General features: G+C 45.5%; 22 protein-coding genes. 12 read left to right on the top strand and 10 right to left on the bottom strand.

Annotated features, from left to right (window positions below; genetic code table 11):
* Positions 1-150: 150 nt before the first annotated feature.
* The 5 genes from hisG to EE116_RS10050 are packed head-to-tail and all read right to left on the bottom strand — an operon-like array spanning position 151 to position 3,271.
* Positions 151-759, bottom strand: coding sequence for an ATP phosphoribosyltransferase (gene hisG / locus EE116_RS10070; RefSeq protein WP_122874304.1), 609 nt, complete (start codon positions 757-759; stop codon positions 151-153).
* Positions 753-1,382, bottom strand: coding sequence for a type III pantothenate kinase (locus EE116_RS10065; protein WP_122874303.1), 630 nt, complete (start codon positions 1,380-1,382; stop codon positions 753-755). Before EE116_RS10065 ends, hisG begins: the two co-directional genes overlap by 7 nt.
* A complete protein-coding gene (locus EE116_RS10060; RefSeq protein WP_122874302.1) occupies positions 1,369-1,701 on the bottom strand; it encodes a hypothetical protein in 333 nt (110 codons plus the stop codon). The genes EE116_RS10065 and EE116_RS10060 overlap by 14 nt, the downstream gene beginning before the upstream one ends.
* Positions 1,698-2,708 (bottom strand): PQQ-binding-like beta-propeller repeat protein, encoded by a 1,011-nt coding sequence (locus EE116_RS10055; RefSeq protein ID WP_122874301.1) that lies wholly within the window; start codon positions 2,706-2,708, stop codon positions 1,698-1,700. Before EE116_RS10055 ends, EE116_RS10060 begins: the two co-directional genes overlap by 4 nt.
* Positions 2,705-3,271, bottom strand: coding sequence for a hypothetical protein (locus EE116_RS10050; protein ID WP_122874300.1), 567 nt, complete (start codon positions 3,269-3,271; stop codon positions 2,705-2,707). The genes EE116_RS10055 and EE116_RS10050 overlap by 4 nt, the downstream gene beginning before the upstream one ends.
* A gap of 123 nt (positions 3,272-3,394) precedes the next feature.
* On the opposite strand from EE116_RS10050, the gene gatC reads away from it, so the two are divergent.
* Genes gatC through EE116_RS10005 form a run of 9 tightly spaced genes read left to right on the top strand, consistent with a single transcriptional unit; the run spans position 3,395 to position 10,908 of the window.
* Positions 3,395-3,682 carry an Asp-tRNA(Asn)/Glu-tRNA(Gln) amidotransferase subunit GatC gene (gatC, locus tag EE116_RS10045; protein ID WP_122874299.1) on the top strand — a complete coding sequence of 96 codons (288 nt, stop codon included), beginning with the start codon at positions 3,395-3,397 and terminating at the stop codon, positions 3,680-3,682.
* A gap of 11 nt (positions 3,683-3,693) precedes the next feature.
* Positions 3,694-4,809: a type IV pilus twitching motility protein PilT gene (locus EE116_RS10040; RefSeq protein WP_206159250.1), complete on the top strand. Its 1,116-nt coding sequence runs from the start codon at positions 3,694-3,696 to the stop codon at positions 4,807-4,809.
* A complete protein-coding gene (locus EE116_RS10035; protein ID WP_122874298.1) occupies positions 4,809-5,402 on the top strand; it encodes a CvpA family protein in 594 nt (197 codons plus the stop codon). The genes EE116_RS10040 and EE116_RS10035 overlap by 1 nt, the downstream gene beginning before the upstream one ends.
* Entirely contained in the window at positions 5,399-5,872 is a 474-nt protein-coding gene (locus EE116_RS10030) for a Fur family transcriptional regulator (RefSeq protein ID WP_206159267.1), read from the top strand. Before EE116_RS10035 ends, EE116_RS10030 begins: the two co-directional genes overlap by 4 nt.
* The gene (lysS, locus tag EE116_RS10025; protein ID WP_241091699.1) at positions 5,872-7,374 is read left to right on the top strand and encodes a lysine--tRNA ligase; all 1,503 of its coding nucleotides are present in this window, start codon (positions 5,872-5,874) and stop codon (positions 7,372-7,374) included. Before EE116_RS10030 ends, lysS begins: the two co-directional genes overlap by 1 nt.
* Entirely contained in the window at positions 7,374-8,618 is a 1,245-nt protein-coding gene (locus tag EE116_RS10020) for a serine hydroxymethyltransferase (RefSeq protein ID WP_122874295.1), read from the top strand. The genes lysS and EE116_RS10020 overlap by 1 nt, the downstream gene beginning before the upstream one ends.
* The gene (locus tag EE116_RS10015) at positions 8,618-9,160 is read left to right on the top strand and encodes a DUF1882 domain-containing protein (RefSeq protein WP_122874294.1); all 543 of its coding nucleotides are present in this window, start codon (positions 8,618-8,620) and stop codon (positions 9,158-9,160) included. Before EE116_RS10020 ends, EE116_RS10015 begins: the two co-directional genes overlap by 1 nt.
* A gap of 9 nt (positions 9,161-9,169) precedes the next feature.
* Positions 9,170-10,096 (top strand): SPOR domain-containing protein, encoded by a 927-nt coding sequence (locus EE116_RS10010; protein WP_122874293.1) that lies wholly within the window; start codon positions 9,170-9,172, stop codon positions 10,094-10,096.
* Entirely contained in the window at positions 10,093-10,908 is an 816-nt protein-coding gene (locus EE116_RS10005; protein WP_122874292.1) for a shikimate dehydrogenase, read from the top strand. Before EE116_RS10010 ends, EE116_RS10005 begins: the two co-directional genes overlap by 4 nt.
* Here EE116_RS10005 and pyk read toward each other — a convergent pair.
* A complete protein-coding gene (pyk, locus tag EE116_RS10000) occupies positions 10,884-12,338 on the bottom strand; it encodes a pyruvate kinase (RefSeq protein ID WP_122874479.1) in 1,455 nt (484 codons plus the stop codon). The two genes, EE116_RS10005 and pyk, sit on opposite strands and share 25 nt — an antisense overlap.
* Before the next feature lie 80 nt (positions 12,339-12,418).
* Between pyk and EE116_RS09995 the strand changes: the two genes are divergently transcribed.
* Entirely contained in the window at positions 12,419-13,474 is a 1,056-nt protein-coding gene (locus EE116_RS09995; RefSeq protein WP_122874291.1) for a TRAP transporter substrate-binding protein, read from the top strand.
* 246 nt (positions 13,475-13,720) lie between these two features.
* Here EE116_RS09995 and recR read toward each other — a convergent pair whose 3' ends face one another.
* Genes recR through EE116_RS09980 form a run of 3 tightly spaced genes read right to left on the bottom strand, consistent with a single transcriptional unit; the run spans position 13,721 to position 16,198 of the window.
* A complete protein-coding gene (recR, locus tag EE116_RS09990; protein ID WP_122874290.1) occupies positions 13,721-14,293 on the bottom strand; it encodes a recombination mediator RecR in 573 nt (190 codons plus the stop codon).
* Positions 14,277-15,530, bottom strand: coding sequence for an ArsS family sensor histidine kinase (locus tag EE116_RS09985; protein WP_122874289.1), 1,254 nt, complete (start codon positions 15,528-15,530; stop codon positions 14,277-14,279). The genes recR and EE116_RS09985 overlap by 17 nt, the downstream gene beginning before the upstream one ends.
* Positions 15,527-16,198, bottom strand: a complete 672-nt coding sequence (locus EE116_RS09980; RefSeq protein ID WP_002948262.1) for a response regulator transcription factor — start codon at positions 16,196-16,198, stop codon at positions 15,527-15,529. The genes EE116_RS09985 and EE116_RS09980 overlap by 4 nt, the downstream gene beginning before the upstream one ends.
* Before the next feature lie 160 nt (positions 16,199-16,358).
* Here EE116_RS09980 and dnaJ point away from each other — a divergent pair, with 160 nt between their 5' ends.
* On the top strand, positions 16,359-17,531 hold the full coding sequence (gene dnaJ / locus EE116_RS09975; RefSeq protein ID WP_122874288.1) for a molecular chaperone DnaJ: 1,173 nt from the start codon (positions 16,359-16,361) through the stop codon (positions 17,529-17,531).
* Positions 17,532-17,650: 119 nt separating this feature from the next.
* Complete coding sequence (locus EE116_RS09970; protein ID WP_122874287.1) at positions 17,651-18,244, top strand: tetratricopeptide repeat protein; 594 nt, start codon at positions 17,651-17,653, stop codon at positions 18,242-18,244.
* A gap of 255 nt (positions 18,245-18,499) precedes the next feature.
* Here the strand turns inward: EE116_RS09970 and uvrC are convergent, their stop codons facing one another.
* Positions 18,500-20,314, bottom strand: coding sequence for an excinuclease ABC subunit UvrC (gene uvrC, locus EE116_RS09965; protein WP_122874478.1), 1,815 nt, complete (start codon positions 20,312-20,314; stop codon positions 18,500-18,502).
* Positions 20,315-20,366: the final 52 nt, after the last annotated feature.

Raw genomic sequence — 20,366 nt, 5'->3', positions numbered from 1 at the left:
GCTTTGTATGGTTTAAATTTTATCAAGATTGATCGCCGAGTATTGTGATTATAAACTATCAAATTTCAAGATATTTTTGCAGAAATAAAAAAGCTAAATTTAGCGACCTGCATCGTAAAGACGCAGGTTAATTCGACTTACAAATTTAGCTTAAATTTGCGCTTTGATTTTTTCGTAAAGCGATAAAATTTCGTCTTTTTTGATGATAAAGCTATTTTTATTTGCGATTAGGTGAGCGGAGCTGTGCATGATGGTCTCGGCGACTCTGAGTCCGTTTTGCTTCATCGTAGTGCCCGTTTCCACGACATCCACGATAGCGTCGGCTAGTCCAACCAGCGGCGCTAGCTCGATCGAGCCGTAGAGCTTGATGATCTTTAGCGCGGTGGCTTTTGCGGCAAAATAGTTGCGCGAAATGTGCGGCATTTTAGTGGCGATCTTTAGCTCTGGAGCGTTTAAATTTAGCTCCTCGCCATCCTTGATACCCACACAAACGCGGCATTTACCGATCTTTAGATCAAGTAGGCGCACGACGTCTGGACGGTGCTCTTCAAGTACGTCAAGGCCCACCACGCCGATATCTGCAGCGCCGTTTACGACGTAGGTCGGGATGTCTTGGTTGCGAACCATTAGAAATTTAAAATCGCCCTCGCTCATCAGCAGTTTTCTGTCCTCAAACTCAAACGAGCTTTGAAAAATTTTCCTAAAAATAGCAAGAGTTTCGTCGGCGATGCGGCCTTTTGGCAAAGCAACCGTTAGCATAAAATGTCCTTTTTTTGTTCGATTAGTTTTTGCATCCCGCGAAATACGAGCATGCGGTCGTAGATACTCGTGGTAAAAAAGCGCGATAAAAACTCGCCGTCGCCGCCCGTGAAGTAGATTTTCGAGCCGTTTGCCATATTTTCGATTAGAAGCAGGATTGGCTTTATGACTCCGTAGCTTACCGCGTCGGTTGTTTTTTGCGGGAGCGCGTCGAGGTCGATCTGCGAATTTAGCGAGATTTTTAGCCTAGGCGAAATTGCTTCGCAAGCTTTTAGGATGTGCGAAATGCCAGGCACTATCGCGCCGCCAAGGTGCATAGAGTCCATCATAACGTCTATGGTTACGGCGCTACCTGCATCGACAATAAGACCGTTTTTTACGGCATAACAGCTAGCCGCACGGTCGATACCAAGGCCTTTATAGATAGTATCTAGTTCAAAATAGGGCTCCAAATTTACGAATCTGGGCGAATTTTGCAACCTTTTGGTTACTTCGTCGTTTACGCTGATAAAATAAATCTTCTCATCGCTTCTAAAATATTTAAAATTTTCAATCCTGATTTTGGTGATTTTACCGTTTTCAAAAAAGGTGGCGTTAGTATTGCCTACGTCACATAGAGTCATGTTTGTAGCCGTTTTCTTTCATTAAATTTGCAGTTTTTGAGCAGATATCAGAGCTATAAAAAATAGCTTTTTTCTTAAAATTTACGCCTGTTTGCTCGGCGATTTTGCCGGCTATTTCGTTGATAGTTTCAAACTCTTTGCTTAAAAATCTAGCCTTTGCGCTGCGAAAAAACAAAAGCGTATAAAAGCCCTTCATATCAACGCCCGTGAGCGCGACAAGGGTCTTTTTTTTAGTAAATTTATCAAGCTCGACCCAGCTAAGATTTTTTAAGATAATCTTTTTGGCTTCCAGAACTTGATAAATTTCTTGTTTCGTCATTTAAGCTCTAAACTGTAATCGTCGTAGTAAAATTCTTTCGCGCCGGCGAAAATTTGGCTCTCGACCTCGTCTGAAAGCTCGTAAATTTTGGCGTTGTCGAGCGCTAGATCAGTCTTGATGAGATAGCCCGTTTTTTCCATTATATAAAGCGAGCCGTTATAGACGGTGGCGCTTGAAAAGATGGCGAATTTAAAATATGCGTCTTTGATTTGTTTCAAATTTAGGTCGCTAAGTACGATTTTGCCGTCTTTTAGCAAGATATATATATATTCGCCGTTTATGACGATGTCTTTGATCTCGCCGTTATAATAAACCGTTTTTTCGGGATTTATCGAGACGATACGTTTGCCGGTGGCAGCTATCATCGTGTCGTTTACGACGTTGAGCGAGATGATGTTGTTAAAAAACTGCTCACTACTCACAACCACGTCACGTAAAATTCGGCCTTGGTTTTTATCCGCGATCATGATCTTTCCGTCAAGCGTAGGAAATATAACGAGCGAGCTCATAAATAACGGCGCAGCGACGCGAGAGTCCTGGGCATAGACGTTTGAGCTTTCAAACTCTAGCAAAGTATCGTTTGTTGCAATGTCGATGAGATATATGACATTGCCCGCGCTTAAAAGGGCTAGTTTATTATCTTCTAGAGCGGCTGAAACGATTGCTTCATTGAAGCTTCTTTGAAATAAAATTTCGTTTGAGCTGTTTGCAACGATCAAATTTCCGTCCAAATCAGAGCTTATAATTTTATCGTCGCCGTAATTTAACAAAGTAGCACCTTTTGTCAGCTTTGTTTCAGGCGCTAGTAAACCGTTTTTAGTTATCGCCATACCGTTTTTTAGTACCGCTCCGTTTATGCTCGCCGTTGCGATGCTAGCCGGTAGCCTGTTTTCTGAAATTTTTTCATTTTGCACGTCGGTCGGCTCGAAATACTGCCTTTTTGTACTGCATCCGCCGAGTACCGTGACGCAGAGTGCAGCCGCTAAAATAGCTTGAAATTTTCTCATTTTGCATTTCCTTGATAGTGTTCTAAATTTTTGACGATGGATTGAAGCTGAGAATTTAAAGGAACCTTTTTAAATTCGTTTTTTGCTTCGTCGATTTTATTTTCTTTCATTAGCTCATACCCTCTAACAACGGCCTTGTATGAAGTCAAAATTTGACCGCTAGGCTCGTTTATCTGGGATTTTACGATATCTTTTAAAAGCGGATCTATTTGCTCGTTTGCTAGCGACTTTAGCGCGTTTGTGTCGTTGTTATCAACCGCTCTTTTAAACTCGTAAAGCGCGTAAAGCGAGGCGTCTTTTTGTTTTAGTTCGGCTTTTGCCTGCTCGTCTTTTGGATTAAGTATCAGTTTTGCATATGCGGCGTTTGCGGCTTTAAACTCTTTTTCTTTCAAAGCGCCGTTTATATAGTATCCCGCCGCACCGATGACGCCTAAAGCGAGCGCACCGATGATAATTTTTTTATATTTTTTAAAAAATCTTTCGCTTTTGATTATGTTTTCTAAAAATTGTTCTTGAGTATTTAACTCTTCCTTTATAGAATCAATATCATCTTTGATGGCCAAGTTTGTTCCTTAAATTTTAGTTATTGAAAGTTCGTAATTGTAGCATAATAAATATAAAACAGCATAAAAATCAAGGCAAATTGTGTTATAATGCGGAAAATTTTAAAAATTTGACGAGGTTTTATGCAGATAGACGATACTTTATTAACCAAACTCGAAAAGCTTAGTTCGCTCAAAGTCGAGAGTGGCAAGCGAAGGGAAATCGAAGGTCAGCTTAGTGAAATTTTGAGCTTCGCGGGAATACTAGACGAGCTTGATCTAAGCGCTTCTCAAGCGGTAGTAAGCTCTAGAGAGGGCGGAACTCCGCTAAGAGAAGACGTAAGTGTGAGCTCTGACGTGATAGAAACTATACTTAAAAACGCTCCAATGAGTAGCGAACACTTCTTTGTCGTGCCGAAAATTATAGAATAAGGAAATTTTATATGGAGCAAATAAGGCAAGAAACTCAAAATGATAGTTTAGAGCCCAAGAAGATAGACGTAAGCTTGGAGACGTTATTAAAAACGGTCGTCCACAATAAGGCCAGTGACTTGCACCTTGTTGCAAGAAGCGAGCCGCAGATCAGAATAGACGGAACCTTGAGGCCGCTTGAGCTCGGCGTGCTAAAAGGGCACGATATACAAGATATCTGCTATGCGCTCATAACCGACGTGCAAAAAAGCGATCTCGAGGAAAATAGGGAGCTTGACTTCGCAATAGAGCTTCCCGGCGTTGGACGTTTTAGAGGAAACTATTACTATACTATGAATGGCGATTTGGCTGCCGCATTTCGTATTATTCCGACAGATATTCCGTCTCTTGACGACCTTAGAGCGCCTGCTATTTTTAAAGAAGTGGTAAAGCGCGAAAAGGGACTAATTTTGGTCACCGGACCTACGGGTAGCGGTAAATCGACGACGCTTGCCGCGATGCTAAACGAGATAAATTTAAACGAAAGAAAGCATATTATTACTGTAGAAGATCCTGTCGAGTTCGTGCACACGAATAAAAAAGGTCTTTTTTCTCATAGAAACGTCGGCGTGGATACCAAGTCTTATGCCAAGGCGCTCAAAAGCGCGCTTCGTGAAGACCCTGATATTATTTTGGTGGGCGAGCTTCGAGACAGAGAAACGATATCTACCGCTATTACGGCAGCAGAGACTGGCCACTTGGTATTTGGCACGCTGCACACAAACTCGGCTATTCAGACTATCAACCGTATCATAGATAGCTTTGAGGGTGGCGAGCAGCTTCAGGTGCGAAATATGCTCTCGGTTTCGTTAACTGCGGTTATATCGCAAAGCTTACTTCCAAAAATAGGCAGCGGACGACTTGCTATACACGAAATACTAATTAACAATAATGCTATCGCAAACCTTATTCGAGAAAACAAGGTGCATCAAATTTACTCCCAAATGCAGCTAAACCAACAAGTAACCGGCATGATGACGCAAACGCAGTCCTTAATGAAAGCTATTAGAGCAAATCAAATCACGAAAGAAATGGCGATGAGATATTCAACCAATCAGCAAGAACTCGCGCCATTGTTAGGTATGTAATGGATTTTGTTACTCTATTTGACGTAGTCGTCGTTTCATTGGTTTTGATACTGGGTATAAAAGGCGTGATAAGCGGACTGATAAAGGAAATATTTGGCCTCATCGGTCTAATTGGCGGTATCGTGGTGGCTAGTAGATTCGGTATTAGAGTCGGTCATATAATAAGCGATAATGTTTATAAAATAGAGGGCGATTCTATTCTGTTTTTTGCTGGATTTTTAACGACGCTTATCGTATTCTGGATACTTTGCTTGGGTATCGGCGCATTTTTATCGAGATTAGTAGGGTTAAGCGGACTTGGATTTTTGGATAAAATGGGCGGATTTGTCATCGGAAGCGCTAAAATTTTCCTAGTTTTTGCGGTTTTGATAGTGACTATTTCAAATATTCAAGTTTTAAACAACAAAATAGAGCCGTATTTCAGGGGAAGTAAACTGTATCCGATTTTGCTGGATACCGGCAAATGGATAATGAATGTTAACGTAAAAGGCATATCAGGCGGCGTGGGAAATATCGAAACGCCGTTTGATGCATCTATGCAGGAGCAAAGACCAAATTTGGAGATAAATTCGACGATTAAGGAGTACAAATAATGATTGAGAATTTAGAATACGACGCGCTTCTTGATAAATTTAAAAAAATTTTGAGAGACAATGGCCTAAAATACACGCAACAGCGAGAAGTTCTACTAAAAACGCTCTACAACAACGACGAGCACTTCACTCCGGAGAGACTTTATTTTTTCATTAAAGAGACCTATCCCGACCTAAACGTCGGTATAGCAACCGTTTATAGGACGTTAAATTTGCTCGAAGAGGCCGAGATGGTAACCTCTATCAGCTTTGGCTCACAAGGTAAAAAATTCGAGCTTGCAACCAAGCCTCACCATGATCACATGATATGCCGCAGATGCGGAACCATCATAGAATTTGAAGACGCAACCATAGAAAAAAGACAAGCAAACATCGCAAAAGAGCACGGCTTTAAGCTAACGGGGCACATGATGCAGCTTTACGGAGTGTGCAAAGAGTGCGCCGCCAAAGAGGCAAAGGGTGGCAAGTGATATTTGAAAATCAATTAGAAATGCAAAGATTAGAGACGGCAAACGAACTAAGAAGCGCGGGCGTAAATCCCTATCCGCATTTTTTACGCCGCGATATGGATATAACTAAATTTAGACTTAAATTTAAACACATTATAGACACCGAAGAAAAGAGCGCTGAAGGTCAGCTAGTAAGCCTTGCCGGACGCGTTAAGCTTATCAGGGATGCGGGCAAGGCGATATTTGCCAACATCGAGGATGAGGATGGCAATCTTCAAATTTACTTTAGCAATAAAACTCTTGATCCAGACTGGTTTAAGGTCGTAAAGAAAAATATCGAAGTAGGCGACATCATATATGTACGCGGATATGCCTTCGTCACGCGAACGGGCGAATTTTCGATGCACGTTAGCGAGCTAACTTTGGCATCAAAGGCTATTTCGCCGCTTCCGGAGAAATTCCACGGACTAACGGATATAGAGACTAGATATCGCCAAAGATACCTAGATATGATAATGAACCCCGAGGTTAGGGCTGATTTTAAGCGCCGCTCTGTTATAGTTAGTACGATTCGCAGATTTTTCGAGGACAAGGGCTTTTTGGAAGTCGAGACTCCTATGATGCACCCGATACCTGGCGGAGCTAACGCTAAGCCTTTCGTTACGTTTCACAACGCACTTGGCGTCGAGAGATTTTTGCGCATCGCGCCCGAGCTTTATCTAAAGCGTCTCATCGTGGGCGGTTTTGATGCTGTTTATGAGATGAATAGGAATTTCCGCAACGAGGGTATGGACTTAACGCATAATCCTGAATTTACAAGCATCGAGTTTTACTGGGCGTGGCACACTTATCACGATTTGATGGGACTAACCGAGGAGCTATTTAATGTACTTCTTGATAAACTCGATATGCCTAAAATAATCGAATTTGACGGTATGCAGATTGATTTTAGCAAGCCGTTTAAGCGCATAAGCTACAAAAAAGCGCTCGTGGAAATCGGCAGCCTAGATGAGGCGATCATCGGCGATAAGGATAAAATTTTAGCTAAACTCAAGGCTGACGGCTTTGAGGCAAACGCTAAGCTTGATTTGGGCCATTTACAAGCCGAGCTTTTCGATAACTATGTAGAAAGCAAGCTAACCGATCCGACTTTTATCATAGACTATCCGATTTCGATCAGTCCGCTTTCACGCAGAAGCGATGCAAATCCTGATATCGCGGAGAGATTTGAGCTGTTTATCGCAGGACGCGAACTAGCAAACGGCTTTAACGAGTTAAATGATCCGATTGATCAATATGGCCGCTTCGCTTCGCAGATCGAAGCCAAAAACGCCGGCGACGACGAAGCTCATGAGATGGATGAAGACTATGTGCGAGCACTTGGCTACGCGATGCCTCCGACTGCCGGACAGGGTATCGGTATAGATAGGCTCGTGATGCTACTGACCAATAAAAAGTCCATCCGCGACGTGGTGCTTTTCCCTGCGATGAGACCGCAAAAAAACGAAACTAAGGAGAATTAATGAGTTTGCAAAGTTACGATAAAGAAATTTTTGATTTAGTAAATTTAGAACTAAAACGCCAATGCGACCACCTTGAAATGATCGCGAGCGAAAATTTTACCTACCCTGAAGTAATGGAGGTAATGGGCTCGGTTCTAACCAACAAATACGCAGAAGGCTATCCCGGCAAGCGCTACTACGGCGGCTGCGAATACGTCGATCAGATCGAGCAGCTAGCGATCGATCGCTGCAAAGAGCTTTTTGGTTGTGAATTTGCAAACGTACAGCCAAACTCGGGCTCGCAGGCGAACCAGGGCGTTTACGGCGCGCTTTTAAATCCGGGCGATAAAATTTTAGGCATGGATCTAAGCCACGGCGGACACCTAACTCACGGCGCAAAAGTAAGCAGCTCTGGCAAGATATATGAGAGTTTCTTTTACGGCGTCGAGCTTGACGGACGCATAAACTACGATAGGGTGATGGAAATCGCGCAAATCGTAAAGCCAAAGATGATCGTGTGCGGGGCAAGCGCATATACGCGAGAGATCGAATTTAAGAAATTCCGCGAGATCGCTGACGCGGTAGGCGCTATACTCTTTGCAGATGTAGCGCACATCGCCGGTCTAGTCGTAGCTGGCGAACATCAGAGTCCGTTTCCGCACTGCGACGTAGTGAGCTCGACTACTCACAAGACGCTTCGCGGACCTCGAGGCGGTATCATTATGACAAACAACGAAGAGTACGCTAAAAAGATAAATTCGTCTATTTTCCCTGGCATTCAGGGCGGACCGCTCGTTCACGTTATCGCCGCAAAGGCGGTAGGCTTTAAACACAACCTAAGTCCTGAGTGGAAAATTTACGCTAAACAAGTCAAAGCAAATATCAAAAAGCTAGCCGAAATTTTAGTAAAACGCGGCTTTGATCTAGTTAGCGGCGGCACGGATAATCACCTGGTTTTGATGAGCTTTTTAAACCGCGAATTTAGCGGTAAAGACGCTGACATAGCTCTTGGCAATGCGGGCATAACGGTAAATAAAAATACGGTTCCTGGCGAAACTAGAAGCCCGTTCGTTACAAGCGGTATCCGTATCGGGAGTCCGGCCCTTACGGCTCGCGGTATGAAAGAGGCGGAATTTGAGATCATAGCAAATAAAATCGCCGACGTACTAAGCGATATCAATAACGCAGCGCTTCAAAGCAAGGTAAAAGCCGAACTAAAAGAGCTTGCGAGCAAATTTATCATCTACGATAGGGCGACTTATTAATGCAGAGCATAGACACCGCGCTAATAAAAATGAACACGAGCCACTACTGGATCAAGCGCGACAGCATCGTAAGCAAGATCGAGTACAAAGGGCGGACGTTTTTTAATAAATTTGAGCTCATAAACGAGCCTCTAAGTTATCAGGTAATAAAAGATCACGACGAGGGCAAGATCACGGTCGCGCACTCGCTGATACTGCCTGGCGACAAGGTCGAAAATATCGTCTTTGATTACAACGGTAGGATGCCTGAGCGCTTTTGGCACCGAGCTCAACTTTTGCTCCGCGAGGAGGGGTTTATAAATTTTACCGCCTACGAGAGCAAGACGCCGGGGCACTTGCACCTTTATATACACAAAGGTCACACGACGCTAAATGAGGGCTACCAGATCGCAAATAAGCTATCTATGCTGCTTAGTTCGCGTTTGGTTAAAGAGTGGAGAGTGTTTCCGACGATGGAGCTACCGAAAGAATTTAATATCTTGACGTTGCCGTATAAGGTCTATCAAAAAGAGCGCGGCGCAAGCTGGTCAAAACATATGTAAGGAGAAAAAATGGAGTATAACGAGCTAAGAGACATTATGCTTGATAACAACGAAGATAAAAAGAGCAAAAACGTCAAGAGGATCCTCATCCTCGTCGCTGTTTTTGTCATTATCTTTTTAGCTGTTCTCATCGTGATGAAATTTTTAAATTCCTCCGAAACAAACGATCAGATTGCGCAAACGGACTCTAGGCTGGTTTTGCCGCCTGAGCCAGACAATACGCGAAGTATCCCTCAGCAAGTGAGCGTGCCTGCTACGCCGCCTAACGAGCCTGCGCCGCAAGTAGCGCAAACTAACGTCCCTCCAGTCGCTCCGCCTCCTCCGTCCGAGCCTCAGGCGCAGCAGCCTAATCCTGCCTTTGAGCAGGTGCCTATCGTACCTGAAAACAAAGGCCAAGATAGCTTTGAGGATATGGTAAAAGCGCTCAAGGAAAAAGAGGATAAAAGACAGCAAGATGCAGGCGCGGCAGCTTCTGCGCCGACCGAGCCTTCTACTATACAGGGCGCTTTAAAACAAAACGATACGCCAAATGCTCAATCAAGCGAGCCAAAAGCCGAGCCTAAGCAGCACGTAAACGTAGTAAAACAAAAAGAGCCTAAACAAGAAAAACCTGCAAAACAGCCTAAAAACGATGCGGCTAAAGAAAAGCAAGCAAAACAAAAGCCGGCCAAACAAGCTCCTGCAGCTAACGGCGGCGATGCTCACAGTGGTAGCTACGTGCAAGTTTTCGCCGTTAAGCACTTTAATGAAAAAGCGCCGGAGCTTGGCAAGTTAAAAGCCGCAGGATACGCATATAAGCTATATAGGACGAACGTAAACGGTAACGAAATCATCAAAGTGCTAGTCGGCCCTTATAGCGGCGAGCAGCTAAAAAGCGAGCTTGCTAAAATCAAGCAAAGCGCCGCTCCAAACGCCTTTATCGTAAATATAAAATGATGGTTTTTGCCGTTTTTGGCAACCCTATATCTCACTCCGTTTCGCCGAGGCTACATAACCTAGCTCTCGGCGAGCTCGGTCTATCTCGCGAAGCCCTCTATACTCGCTACGAGTTAGCGGACGGCTCGCAACTCATCTCCAAATTTAAAGAACTAAAATTAAGCGGCGCAAACGTCACTGTACCTCACAAAGAAGCCGCGCTCGCGCAGTGCGACGCCCCAGACGAAACGGCTGCTAAAATCGGCTCTGTAAATACTCTCGTATCTCGCAGCGATAAAATTTACGGCTACAACACTGACGCGCCCGGGTTTTTACGAGCGATAGAATATTTTGGGCAGATAAATTCAACTCTGATTTTGGGTGCCGGCGGGACGGCTAGAGCGGTCGCATATGCGCTAAAAAGCCGCGGCGTGCGAGTTTGCGTGCTAAATAGAAGCGAGGAGAGGCTGGCAAATTTTACTGAATTTGAAAAATTTAGCTGGGCAAATTTTGCCAAATTTAATGACGGCAAATTTGATCTCGTCGTAAATACGACCTCGGCGGGGTTAAAAGACGAAAATTTGCCCGCACCAATCGAGATTTTGCGCCCGATTTTGGACGAAGCTAAATTTGCCTTTGACGTGATTTATGGCAAAAAAACGCCTTTTTTAAATTTAGCTGCCGCTAGCGGGCTCACGCATAAGGACGGCTCAGAGATGCTACTTTTTCAGGCGGTAAAGGCGTTAAATTTATTTTTCGAGGGCTTGCTTGACGAGGCTAAAATCGAGGCCTCGATGCGAAAAGCCCTCTATTTATCGGCTTCTTCTAGATAATAATCTATCTGAGCTTTTCTTAAAATCCTGATCAGGTCCGAACTGCCCGCCACTCCCGTCGGATATCCAGCAGTCATAATATAGCTTTTGTCGTCTTTTATGTAGCCTTTTTCGACTGCGGCTTTGATCGATTTGGCCATGAGCGTGTGCAGCCTTTCTTCTTTTTCTATCACGAACGCTGCCGTTATACCCCAGCAAAGAGTCAGCCTATACGCAGCCTGCTCGTTGTGCGTTATAGCGATGATATCTATATCGGTGCGGTATCTGGCTAGTTTCGCCGCCGAGCCGCCAGATGAGGTTAGCGCGATTATGCCGTCAACTTTTAGCGCGGAGGCGAGCCTGGCGGTGCTAGACGCCATCATGTCCGTATCATCGTAGCGGTCAAAATCAAATTTGTTAAAAGGATAAATTTGCTGCGTTTGGATTATGGTGTTGCTCATCGCTTCTACGACGGCTACGGGGTTTATGCCGACCGCGCTTTCTTCGCTTAACATGACTACGTCGGTGCCGTCTAGTACGGCGTTTGCCACGTCGCTGATCTCGGCTCTAGTAGCTGTTTCGTGCTCGGCCATGCTTAGCATCATCTGTGTAGCCGTGATGACTGGCTTAACCGCTTCGTTTGCTTTTTTGATGATGAGTTTTTGGATCGTCGGCACCTTGTAGTAGGGCACCTCGATACCTAGATCGCCGCGTGCAACCATCACGCCGTCGCTAACCTCAATGATCTCGTCGATATTTTCTACTGCGTCAAATTTTTCTATTTTGGCGTAAATTTGAGCTCTGGAGCCAAAGCCCTTTAGTATATCTCTGGCTTTTTTTATATCGTTTGCGTTTTGAACGAAAGAGATCGCGACGAAATGCACGCCATTTTTTGCGCCAAATTCCAAATCTTTTAAATCTTTAGGCGTTATAACCTCGATATTTAGCTTGGTGTTTGGGAAATTTACGCCCTTGTTTGATCGGAGTATCCCGTCGTTTTCCACCACGGCTTCTACTTTTTGGGCGCTTGCGTTTATGATCTTAGCGCGGATCTGTCCGTCGCATAGATATATGTACTCGCCCGTTTTTAGCGCGGCTAAAATTTGAGGCTGGTTTATGCAAAGCTTATAGTGATTTTCGTCTATTTGCTCGCCGATTATTTCATCTTTTACGAAGATTAGCGTATCGCCGACTTTTAGTTTAAATTCGCTTCTGTCTAGTTTGCCGACTCTTATTTTAGGGCCGCAGATATCCTGAAATATGCCTATTTTGCGCCCGAGCTTTGCCTCTACTTGCCTGATTTTATCGATATTTGATTTGTGGTATTCGTGCGTGCCGTGGCTGAAATTTAGCCTAAAAGCATTGACTCCGGCTAAAACTAATTGCTCCATAACTTCTATGGATTCGCTGGCCGGTCCGACCGTGGCTAGGATTTTGGTTTTTTTATTCATGGATACCCCTTTTTCGCGCAATTTTACCAAATTTTTAAAAAAAATAAGTATAATCGGCCAATTTATTTTAAGGAGCAAAAATGAAAAAGTTTTTAGCGGTTTTGGCTGCTTTTGGCTTGGCATTAGGCGCGAACGCCGCGGACAAAACCTATAAGCTAAAGCTAGCCAGTACCTGGGAGAGCACGACTCCGGTTTTGGGCGACGCAGCAAAAGAATTTAAGCGCGTAGTCGAGACGCTAAGCGACGGCAGGCTAGAGGTGAGGATAGACTATCCGTCTAAGCACAAGGCGCCGTTTGGTATCCTAGACTTCGTTAAGGGCGGTCAGTACGATATCGGCTACACTGCGTCATACTACTACAAGGGCAAGGATGCAAACACTATGTTTTTTACAGCCGTACCTTTCGGTATGACTGCTAGCGAGCTACGCGCATGGTATGAGTTTGGCGGTGGCAAGCAGCTAGAGGAAAAAGTTTACGATAAATACAACATCAAAGTCTTTAACGCCGGCGACACGGGCACGCAAATGGGCGGTTGGTTTAAAAAAGAGATCAAAAACGTAGAGGATTTAAAGGGTCTAAAGATTAGGATTCCGGGCTTTGGCGGTGAGGTTATGGCGCGCGTGGGAGCGACTATAAACACGATCCCGACCGGCGAGCTATATATGGCGCTAGAGATGGGTACGATAGACTCGGTCGAGTGGGTTAGCCCTGCGTTTGATATGGGTCTTGGCTTTCACAAGATCGCTAAATACTACTACACGGGCTGGCAAGAGCCGAGCGGTCAGACTCAGTTTTTCGTAAATAAAAAGACCTACGAGAAACTACCTGCCGACCTTCAGGCTGTGATCGAGGCTGCGGCTAACGAGGTAGCTAGCATGCTAAATACGCGCTCGTTCTTTGATAATGCCGAATACTGGGCAAAGATGAAAGCGGAGTATCCTGATATCGAGGTTCGCTCGTTCCCGCAGGACGTTATGGACGCGCTTAGAAAAGCAAGCGACGAAATCCTAGACGAGGAGGCGGCGAAAGATCCGCTATTTAAGGAGATTTTGGACTCTCAAAGAGCGTTTTTGGCTAAAGCTCGCGAGTGGACAAAGATTTCCGAGTTCTCGTATATCCAAAAAACTACGAAATAACTTCTCTCGCCCATTTTGGGCGGCTTAAATTTACGGCCTTCGGGTCGTAAATTTCTCTTTTTAAATTTTCTTTTTATTCTTTGTTGCGCTTGTAAAATTTGATTTTAGTGCTACGTGTTAAATTTGAGGAGGTTTGTCGGTTTGCAATGCGATGGAAATTTGTTCGCCCAATCTTAAATTTAGACTTGAGCGAATTTAAAAACGTAGCGTTAAATTTATAAAAAGCCTCACGCGCCCGACTTAAATTTACAGCTCCGTCCTACTATCAAGCGCTTTCATAAGCGATAGAAGGTCGATGTTTTCGAGATTTACGCCTGTGGGTACGCCCTGGGCTATCTTGCTAAATTTGACGCCCAAATCGCTTAGCTTGTCCTCGATAAATACCATCACCGCGTCGCTGCTAAGCCCCGGCGTTAGCGCGAAAATGATCTCGGTCACGCCGTTTTGTTCTATGATCGCGCGCAGTTTTTCGGTTTGCTCCGGCGTTATCTCCTCAAGCACGAAGTAGCGCCCGCGGTAGATCGCGCTTTGCTCGAAAACCAGGATATCTTTTGGACTTTCGACGACGGCTAGCAGCTCCTTCTCGCGAGTTTCGTCGCTGCAAATGTCGCAAATCTCATCCTCGCTAAGCCCGCCGCAAATTTGACATTTGCCCGTAAATCTCACTGCGTCCTCGATGCTTTGCGCGAGTTTTAGCCCACCAAAGCTATCCTTTAGGCAGACGTGATAGGCGTAGCGCTGGGCGGATTTTTTACCCACGCCCGGTAACTGCTCAAAGGCCGCTACGAGTTCGTTAAATTTCTCAAGCCCTTTTTTCAACACTTTCCTTTGGATCGGTGCAAATTTTAAATGAGTGATAGCCGTCCTCGTATGAGTATTTTAGGCTAAATTTGTGCATGCGGCAGATGTGGTCGATGATGTATAGGCCTAGCCCCATGCCGCTGCTTTTGCTGCCCTTTTCGCGGATAAAGGCTTGCATGTAGTGCTCGATAGGATTTTGTAGAGGTTGGCCTAGATTTCTCACGACGATACCGTCTGCGTCGCAGATAACCTGCGCCTTTTTGTCGTTGGCGTATTTTAGGGCGTTATCTATGAGATTTTTGATCGCAAGCGAAAAGAGTCCGAAATCCACGCGCAGCAAGATATCTCGGCGGATATCTACGCCTACTTTTTCTTCAAATTTATCGAGCATCAGCATGTCGCGCGCCTGGTCAAGGATGTTTGAAAAGTATGACTCCTGATAGTTTAGCGCGTAGTTTTTGGATAGCAGCTGCTCGATCTTGCCAAACTCGTTTATGAGCATATCTAGACGCTCAAATATCGCTATCAAGCGGGTTTTGTGCGTAGGGTTTTGCACCATTTCAGAGACTATACGACCTTTACCGATCGGCGTTTTTAGCTCGTGCATGATCGTGCGTAAAAACAGCTGTCTAGAGCGCAAAAGCTCCCTGATCTTGCTAGCTGCGGCGTCAAATTCTATCGCGACCTTGGCGATCTCATCGTCGGAGTCGGGTTTGGCGATATTTACATCCATGTTTCCCGCGCCGAATTTCCTGATATCCGAGCTTAGTTTTTTAAGCGGCATCAGCGACTTCATCACCGAAACGTAGAGCGACACGAGAAGCGCCGTCGTGAGTATAAAGCCCACCCAAATCGGATCATTTATGTTTTTCGTATCGTCGCTTTCGAGTAAAATTTGAAACGAAGGATTTTTGATCTGCAGATATAAACTATCCTGAAAAAGCAGCGACTGAAAGAGTCCTAGCTGCGTTTGCTTGGCAAAGACCGTCTTGCCCGTGCTTATGACGTTTGCGACGGTTTTGTCGCTTTTGACGTAGGTTAGTCCAAAATTTCTAAAATAATTAGTCAAATCGCTAGGTGGATTTGACTTTTCGTATGAGGCAATGAGGTAGTTTATCGCGTTTAGCTGCTTGTTTTTTATCTTTTCTAGCGCGTTATCTAGCTGTATGTTCGCAAACGTATAGAACAAGATGCAAACAAGCGAAAACGCTAGCGCGAAAACTACCGAAATCTTCGTGGTTAAGGAGTATCTCATCCTATGAGTTTATAGCCTATTCCGCGTACCGAAAATATATGTTTAGGCGCTTTTGAGCTGTCGCCGATCTTGGTTCTTAGTCTGCCGATGATGACGTCTAGGCTCTTTGAGTCCTTGTCTTTTAGGCTTTTGCAGTTATAAACCAGTTGCTCGCGAGAGACTGAAAAGCTGTGTTGCTTGATAAGATAGCTCAAGATCTCATACTCTGCCGGCGTTAGCGTTAGGCTTTCGTTGTTGTAGTAGATTTCGTGTCTGCGCTCATCTATCCTAAACAGCGTATCAACGACCTCTTCTTGCACTTCGTTGGTCTTTTTGTAGCGGCGGATTAAGCTCATTATGCGCGCGTACATTTCCTTTGGATCGTACGGTTTTGGTAGATAGTCGTCCGCTCCTAGCTGCAACCCTACGACCTTGTCGCTGATGTCGCTGCGAGCAGAGGAGATGATGATAGGGATGTTGTATTTGCTGCGGATCTCTTTGCACACTTCTAGGCCGTCCATGCCAGGTAGCGTAAGGTCTAGGATGAGCAGGTCGAAATTTTTCACTCCGGCGCTTAGTCCCAAATAAGGATCTTCGAAATTTGTTACTTTTATATTAAAATCGCTCAAGTACTCGGATAGGATTTGCGCGAATTCCGGATCGTCTTCAATCATTAAAACATTAATCATTTTAAGCCTTTCAAATAGATTTAACGAAAATGATTATAACCAAAAAAAGTTAAATTTTTTTCCGAATTTACTATCCTCGTTTAAAATTCTCCTCCGCTTTGAATTTTTATAAATAATAAGATAAAATCGCCCTTTAAATTTAAAAATTTTAGGAGATTTTGTGGAAATAGACTACTACGAAATTTTAGAAATCAGCAAAAATAGCGACTCTGAAACCATAAAAAAAGCATTTAGAAAACTAGCACTAAAGTACCACCCGGACCGCAATCAAGGCGACAAAGAAGCGGAAGAAAATTTTAAAAAGGTAAACGAAGCCTACCAGGTGTTAGGCGACGAGGAAAAGCGCGCGATATACGATAGATACGGCAAGGCTGGGCTTGAGGGCAGAGGCGGCTTTAGCTCTAGCGGGTTTAGCGCGGATTTTGATTTGGGCGACATATTTAACTCGTTTTTTGGCGGCGGATTTAGCTCTGGCGCAAGCAGCCGCAAAAGAAGCAGCGACAAATATCCGCTCGATCTAGAGATAGCTCTTAGGATCAAATTTAACGAAGCGGTATTCGGCGCCGAAAAAGAGATAGATTTTACGATCAAAAAACCGTGCCAGACATGCAAAGGCAGCGGTTCGAAAGACGGCAAAACTCACGTATGTCCGCACTGCGAGGGTAGGGGCCGGATATCGCAGCAGCGAGGCTTTATGAGCTTCGTGCAGGAGTGTCCGTACTGCAACGGCACGGGCGAAACGGTCAAGGATAGATGCTCTGATTGCGGCGGTAGCGGCTTTAAAGAGGAGCGCCAAAGCGTCAAAGTAAATATCCCCGAGGGCATCGACGACGGCATGCGCATGCGCGTGAGCGAAAAGGGCAACGTCTCCTCAACGGGCGCCAGAGGCGATCTATACGTGCATATCGAGGTTGAAGCCGACGAGCATTTCGTACGTCACGAAAGCGACGTTTATATCGAGATTCCGGTATTTTTCACGCAAGCTATCCTGGGCGAGACGATCACGATCCCGACGCTAAAAGGCACGACCGAGCTAAAACTACCAGTCGGCGCAAAAGACAAGCAGCAGTTCGTATTTGACGGCCTTGGCGTAAAAAACGTAAATAGCAAAAGATACGGCAGGCTCGTAGCGCAAATCTCCATAAAAACGCCAAAAGAGCTAACGGGCGAGCAAATCTCTCTACTAAATCAGCTACAAGAAAGCTTTGGTATCAAGGCCGGCAAGGCGAGCTACGACGAAGAAGAGGACGAAGGAATCTTGGACAAGATAAAGGGGTGGTTTAAGGGCGAAGAGTCTGGCGACAAAGGCAAGAAAAAAGGCAAAAAGGCGTAAATTTAGGTCAAATTTGACTTTTGACGGGCGCAATATTTCGTCAAATTTGCTCAGTCGCTCGGGCTTAAATTTGCGTCCGTTACAAAACGGCGCGTTAAATTCGGCATTGAAAATACAAGATGAATAAATTTATATTTTTAGCTATTTTTACGGCGGTTTCTTTAAATGCGGCAAAATGCGATACGAGCGGACTGCAAAAAGATTGCGACGCGGGCGATTTTGAGAGCTGCGATAATTTAGGCCTTGCCTACATCGGCATCAAGCTTGAGGAATGCGACCTGGACAAAAACTATGAAAAGGCCTTTGCGCTGTTTAAAAAGGCGTGCGACGGGGAGTACGTGCGAGCCTGCGTAAATTTGGGCGTCGCCTACCGCAAAGGAGAGGGCGTCAAGGCCGATGCGCCAAAGGCCGCCGAGCTCTATAAAAAAGCCTGCGATAGCGGTTATTTGCTGGGTTGCGCAAATTTAGGCTCGCTTTATGAGCAGGGGCTCGGCGTCAAAAAAGACGCGCAAAAAGCGGGAGAAATCTGGCGCAAATCCTGCGAGGCAAAAGACGGGATGTCGTGCTTTAATCTGGGCGCACTCTACTACAACGCGATGCTTGGCGAAAAAGACGTAGCTAGCGCAAAAAACTATCTGCAAAAGGCGTGCGCTTACGGCTGGAAAGATGGCTGCGAAGCGGCGGAAGCGATAGAAAAAGCCGCGAAACGATAAATTTACCGAAATAGACCTTGGCGGCGGCGCGGAATTTAAATTTGCGCTACGTAATCGCTCGCTTAAATTTTACGTTTAGTGCGCAAATTTGATCGCTTTTTGCGTCAAATTTGACGGGTTGATTTGCGAATAACTACGGCGAAATTTATCCAAGAGCGGGGAGTTAAATTTGCGCTTTCAAATTTGACGAAAACAAATACGTCAAGTTTAGCTCAAATTTCAGGGCGGATTTTACAAAATAAGCCCCAAATTTCATCAAATTTCACTCTCTTTTAGTTGCTTGATCTTGGCTGCTACGCTCCTATTTGTCATCTTTTCTATTTCCTCGCTAGTCGCGGTCATTATCGCCTCAAAGCTACCGTAAAATTTAACGAGCTTTGCGATACTTCCCGCCGATACGCCCGCGTCTGCTAGCTTGCTAGCGCCCAGATCCTCCTTGCGCTTGGTTTTTTGATGAAAGGTAATGGCGAATCTGTGCGCCTCGTCGCGAAGTCGCTGGAAAAACTGTAGTCGTCTGTCGCCGACGGGTAGCGTAAATACGCCGCTGCTAGCGTAAATTTTATCCCTCGCGCCACCTTTTGCGCGGTGGGCTTTGGCGTCTATTTTTTCTTTTGAGATGGCGAGTATATCGACGTTTGCACCGCTACTAGCGATGATATCCGTAGCAAGATCCAGCAGCGCCTGACCGCCGTCGATGAGCCAGAGATCGGGCGGACTAAGTTTGTCAAACCGCAAAGCGCGCTCTGTAAGCATCTGGCGCATCTGATCGTAGTCGTTTGCGTGGGAGAGGTGCATGTGACGGTAGTGCTCCTTGGCGAAGTTTCCGTGCTCAAAGCGCACCATCGCGCCGACTGCAGCCGCGCCGAACATATGCGAGTTGTCAAAAGTCTCGATGGCATACGGCGCGCATGCGAGGCCGAAATACTCCTTTAGCTCGTCCAAAAACGCGTCGTCATGGGTTTTTAGGTACTTTTGGATAGAGACTTGCGCGTTTGTTAGCGCCATTTCGCAGATGCGCTTTTTCTCGCCGATTTTAGGAACGGAGATGCTAAATTTGCGGCCGTGACGAGCGGTCAAGATCTCCTCTACGAGGTTTGCGTCCTCAAAGGCTTCAAGCGCGTAAATTTTGGCGCTCACGACGGGCGCGCCAGCTGGAAAGCTCTCTAGGACGATTTGCTTGTAGGCGTCGTTTAGGTCGCCTTGCGAGCTCATTTTGGCGTTTGTGATGTTTTGATACACGCCGCTGATTTTGCCGCCGTGCACGCTAAAACGCACCGCACAAAGCAAATTTTGCTCCGCGCCCACGGCAAAAACCTCAAAATCTTCAAGCTTAGCTAGATCGACCTCGATTTTGACGTCTAGGTCTTTGATAGCGTTGATTTTATCGCGCACGAGGGCGGCTTGCTCGTAGTTTTCGTTTTGGGCGTATTTGTTCATCAAATTTACGAGCTTTGGCAGCATAGAAAGGGGATTGTTTAGCGCCGCGATCGCGCCCTCTACTACCTTGGCGTAGTCTGCGGGCGAAATTTTACTGATGAGCGGGGCTTCTGAATAGCCGATCTGATAGGGCAGATATGCGCCCGTGGCTTTGAGCGCGCTTTTGCTTTGCACGAGTTTAAAGCTCAGCCTAAGCGCATCCAAAAGCTCGCGCGCTCCGCGAAAATACGGGCCGAAATACTTGACGTTTTTGCCGCGGACGATCTTTCGCGTGATCTCAAAGCGCGGAAAATCCTCGTCTAAATTTACGTAGATGTAGGGGTATGTCTTATCGTCGCGTAGCAAGATATTGTATTTGGGCCTTAGCTGCTTGATGAAGGAGTTTTCCAGTATCAGCGCGTCAGCTTCGCTGGGAGTCACGATATACTCGAGGTGCACGGCCTCGCTGATCATCTTGTGTATGCGCGGGCTAACCTTGGGCGAGGGGGCGAGCGCGGGCGTAAACGAAAAGTAGCTTTTAACGCGGTTTTTTAAAATTTTAGCCTTGCCGACGTAAAGCAGCTTGCCGGCCTTGTCGAAATACTGATAAACGCCGGGCTGAGCAGGCAGCGAGCGGATCTCGTCGATTAGCAAAATTTGGCTCCCGCTAGTAAATTTGAGCTTTTGCCGTTTGGGGTTAAATTTG

Origin of the sequence: Campylobacter showae, from assembly GCF_900573985.1 — a bacterium.
GTDB classification, from domain to species: Bacteria; Campylobacterota; Campylobacteria; order Campylobacterales; family Campylobacteraceae; genus Campylobacter_A; species Campylobacter_A showae_E.
This window is presented reverse-complemented; position numbering and strand designations above follow the sequence as displayed.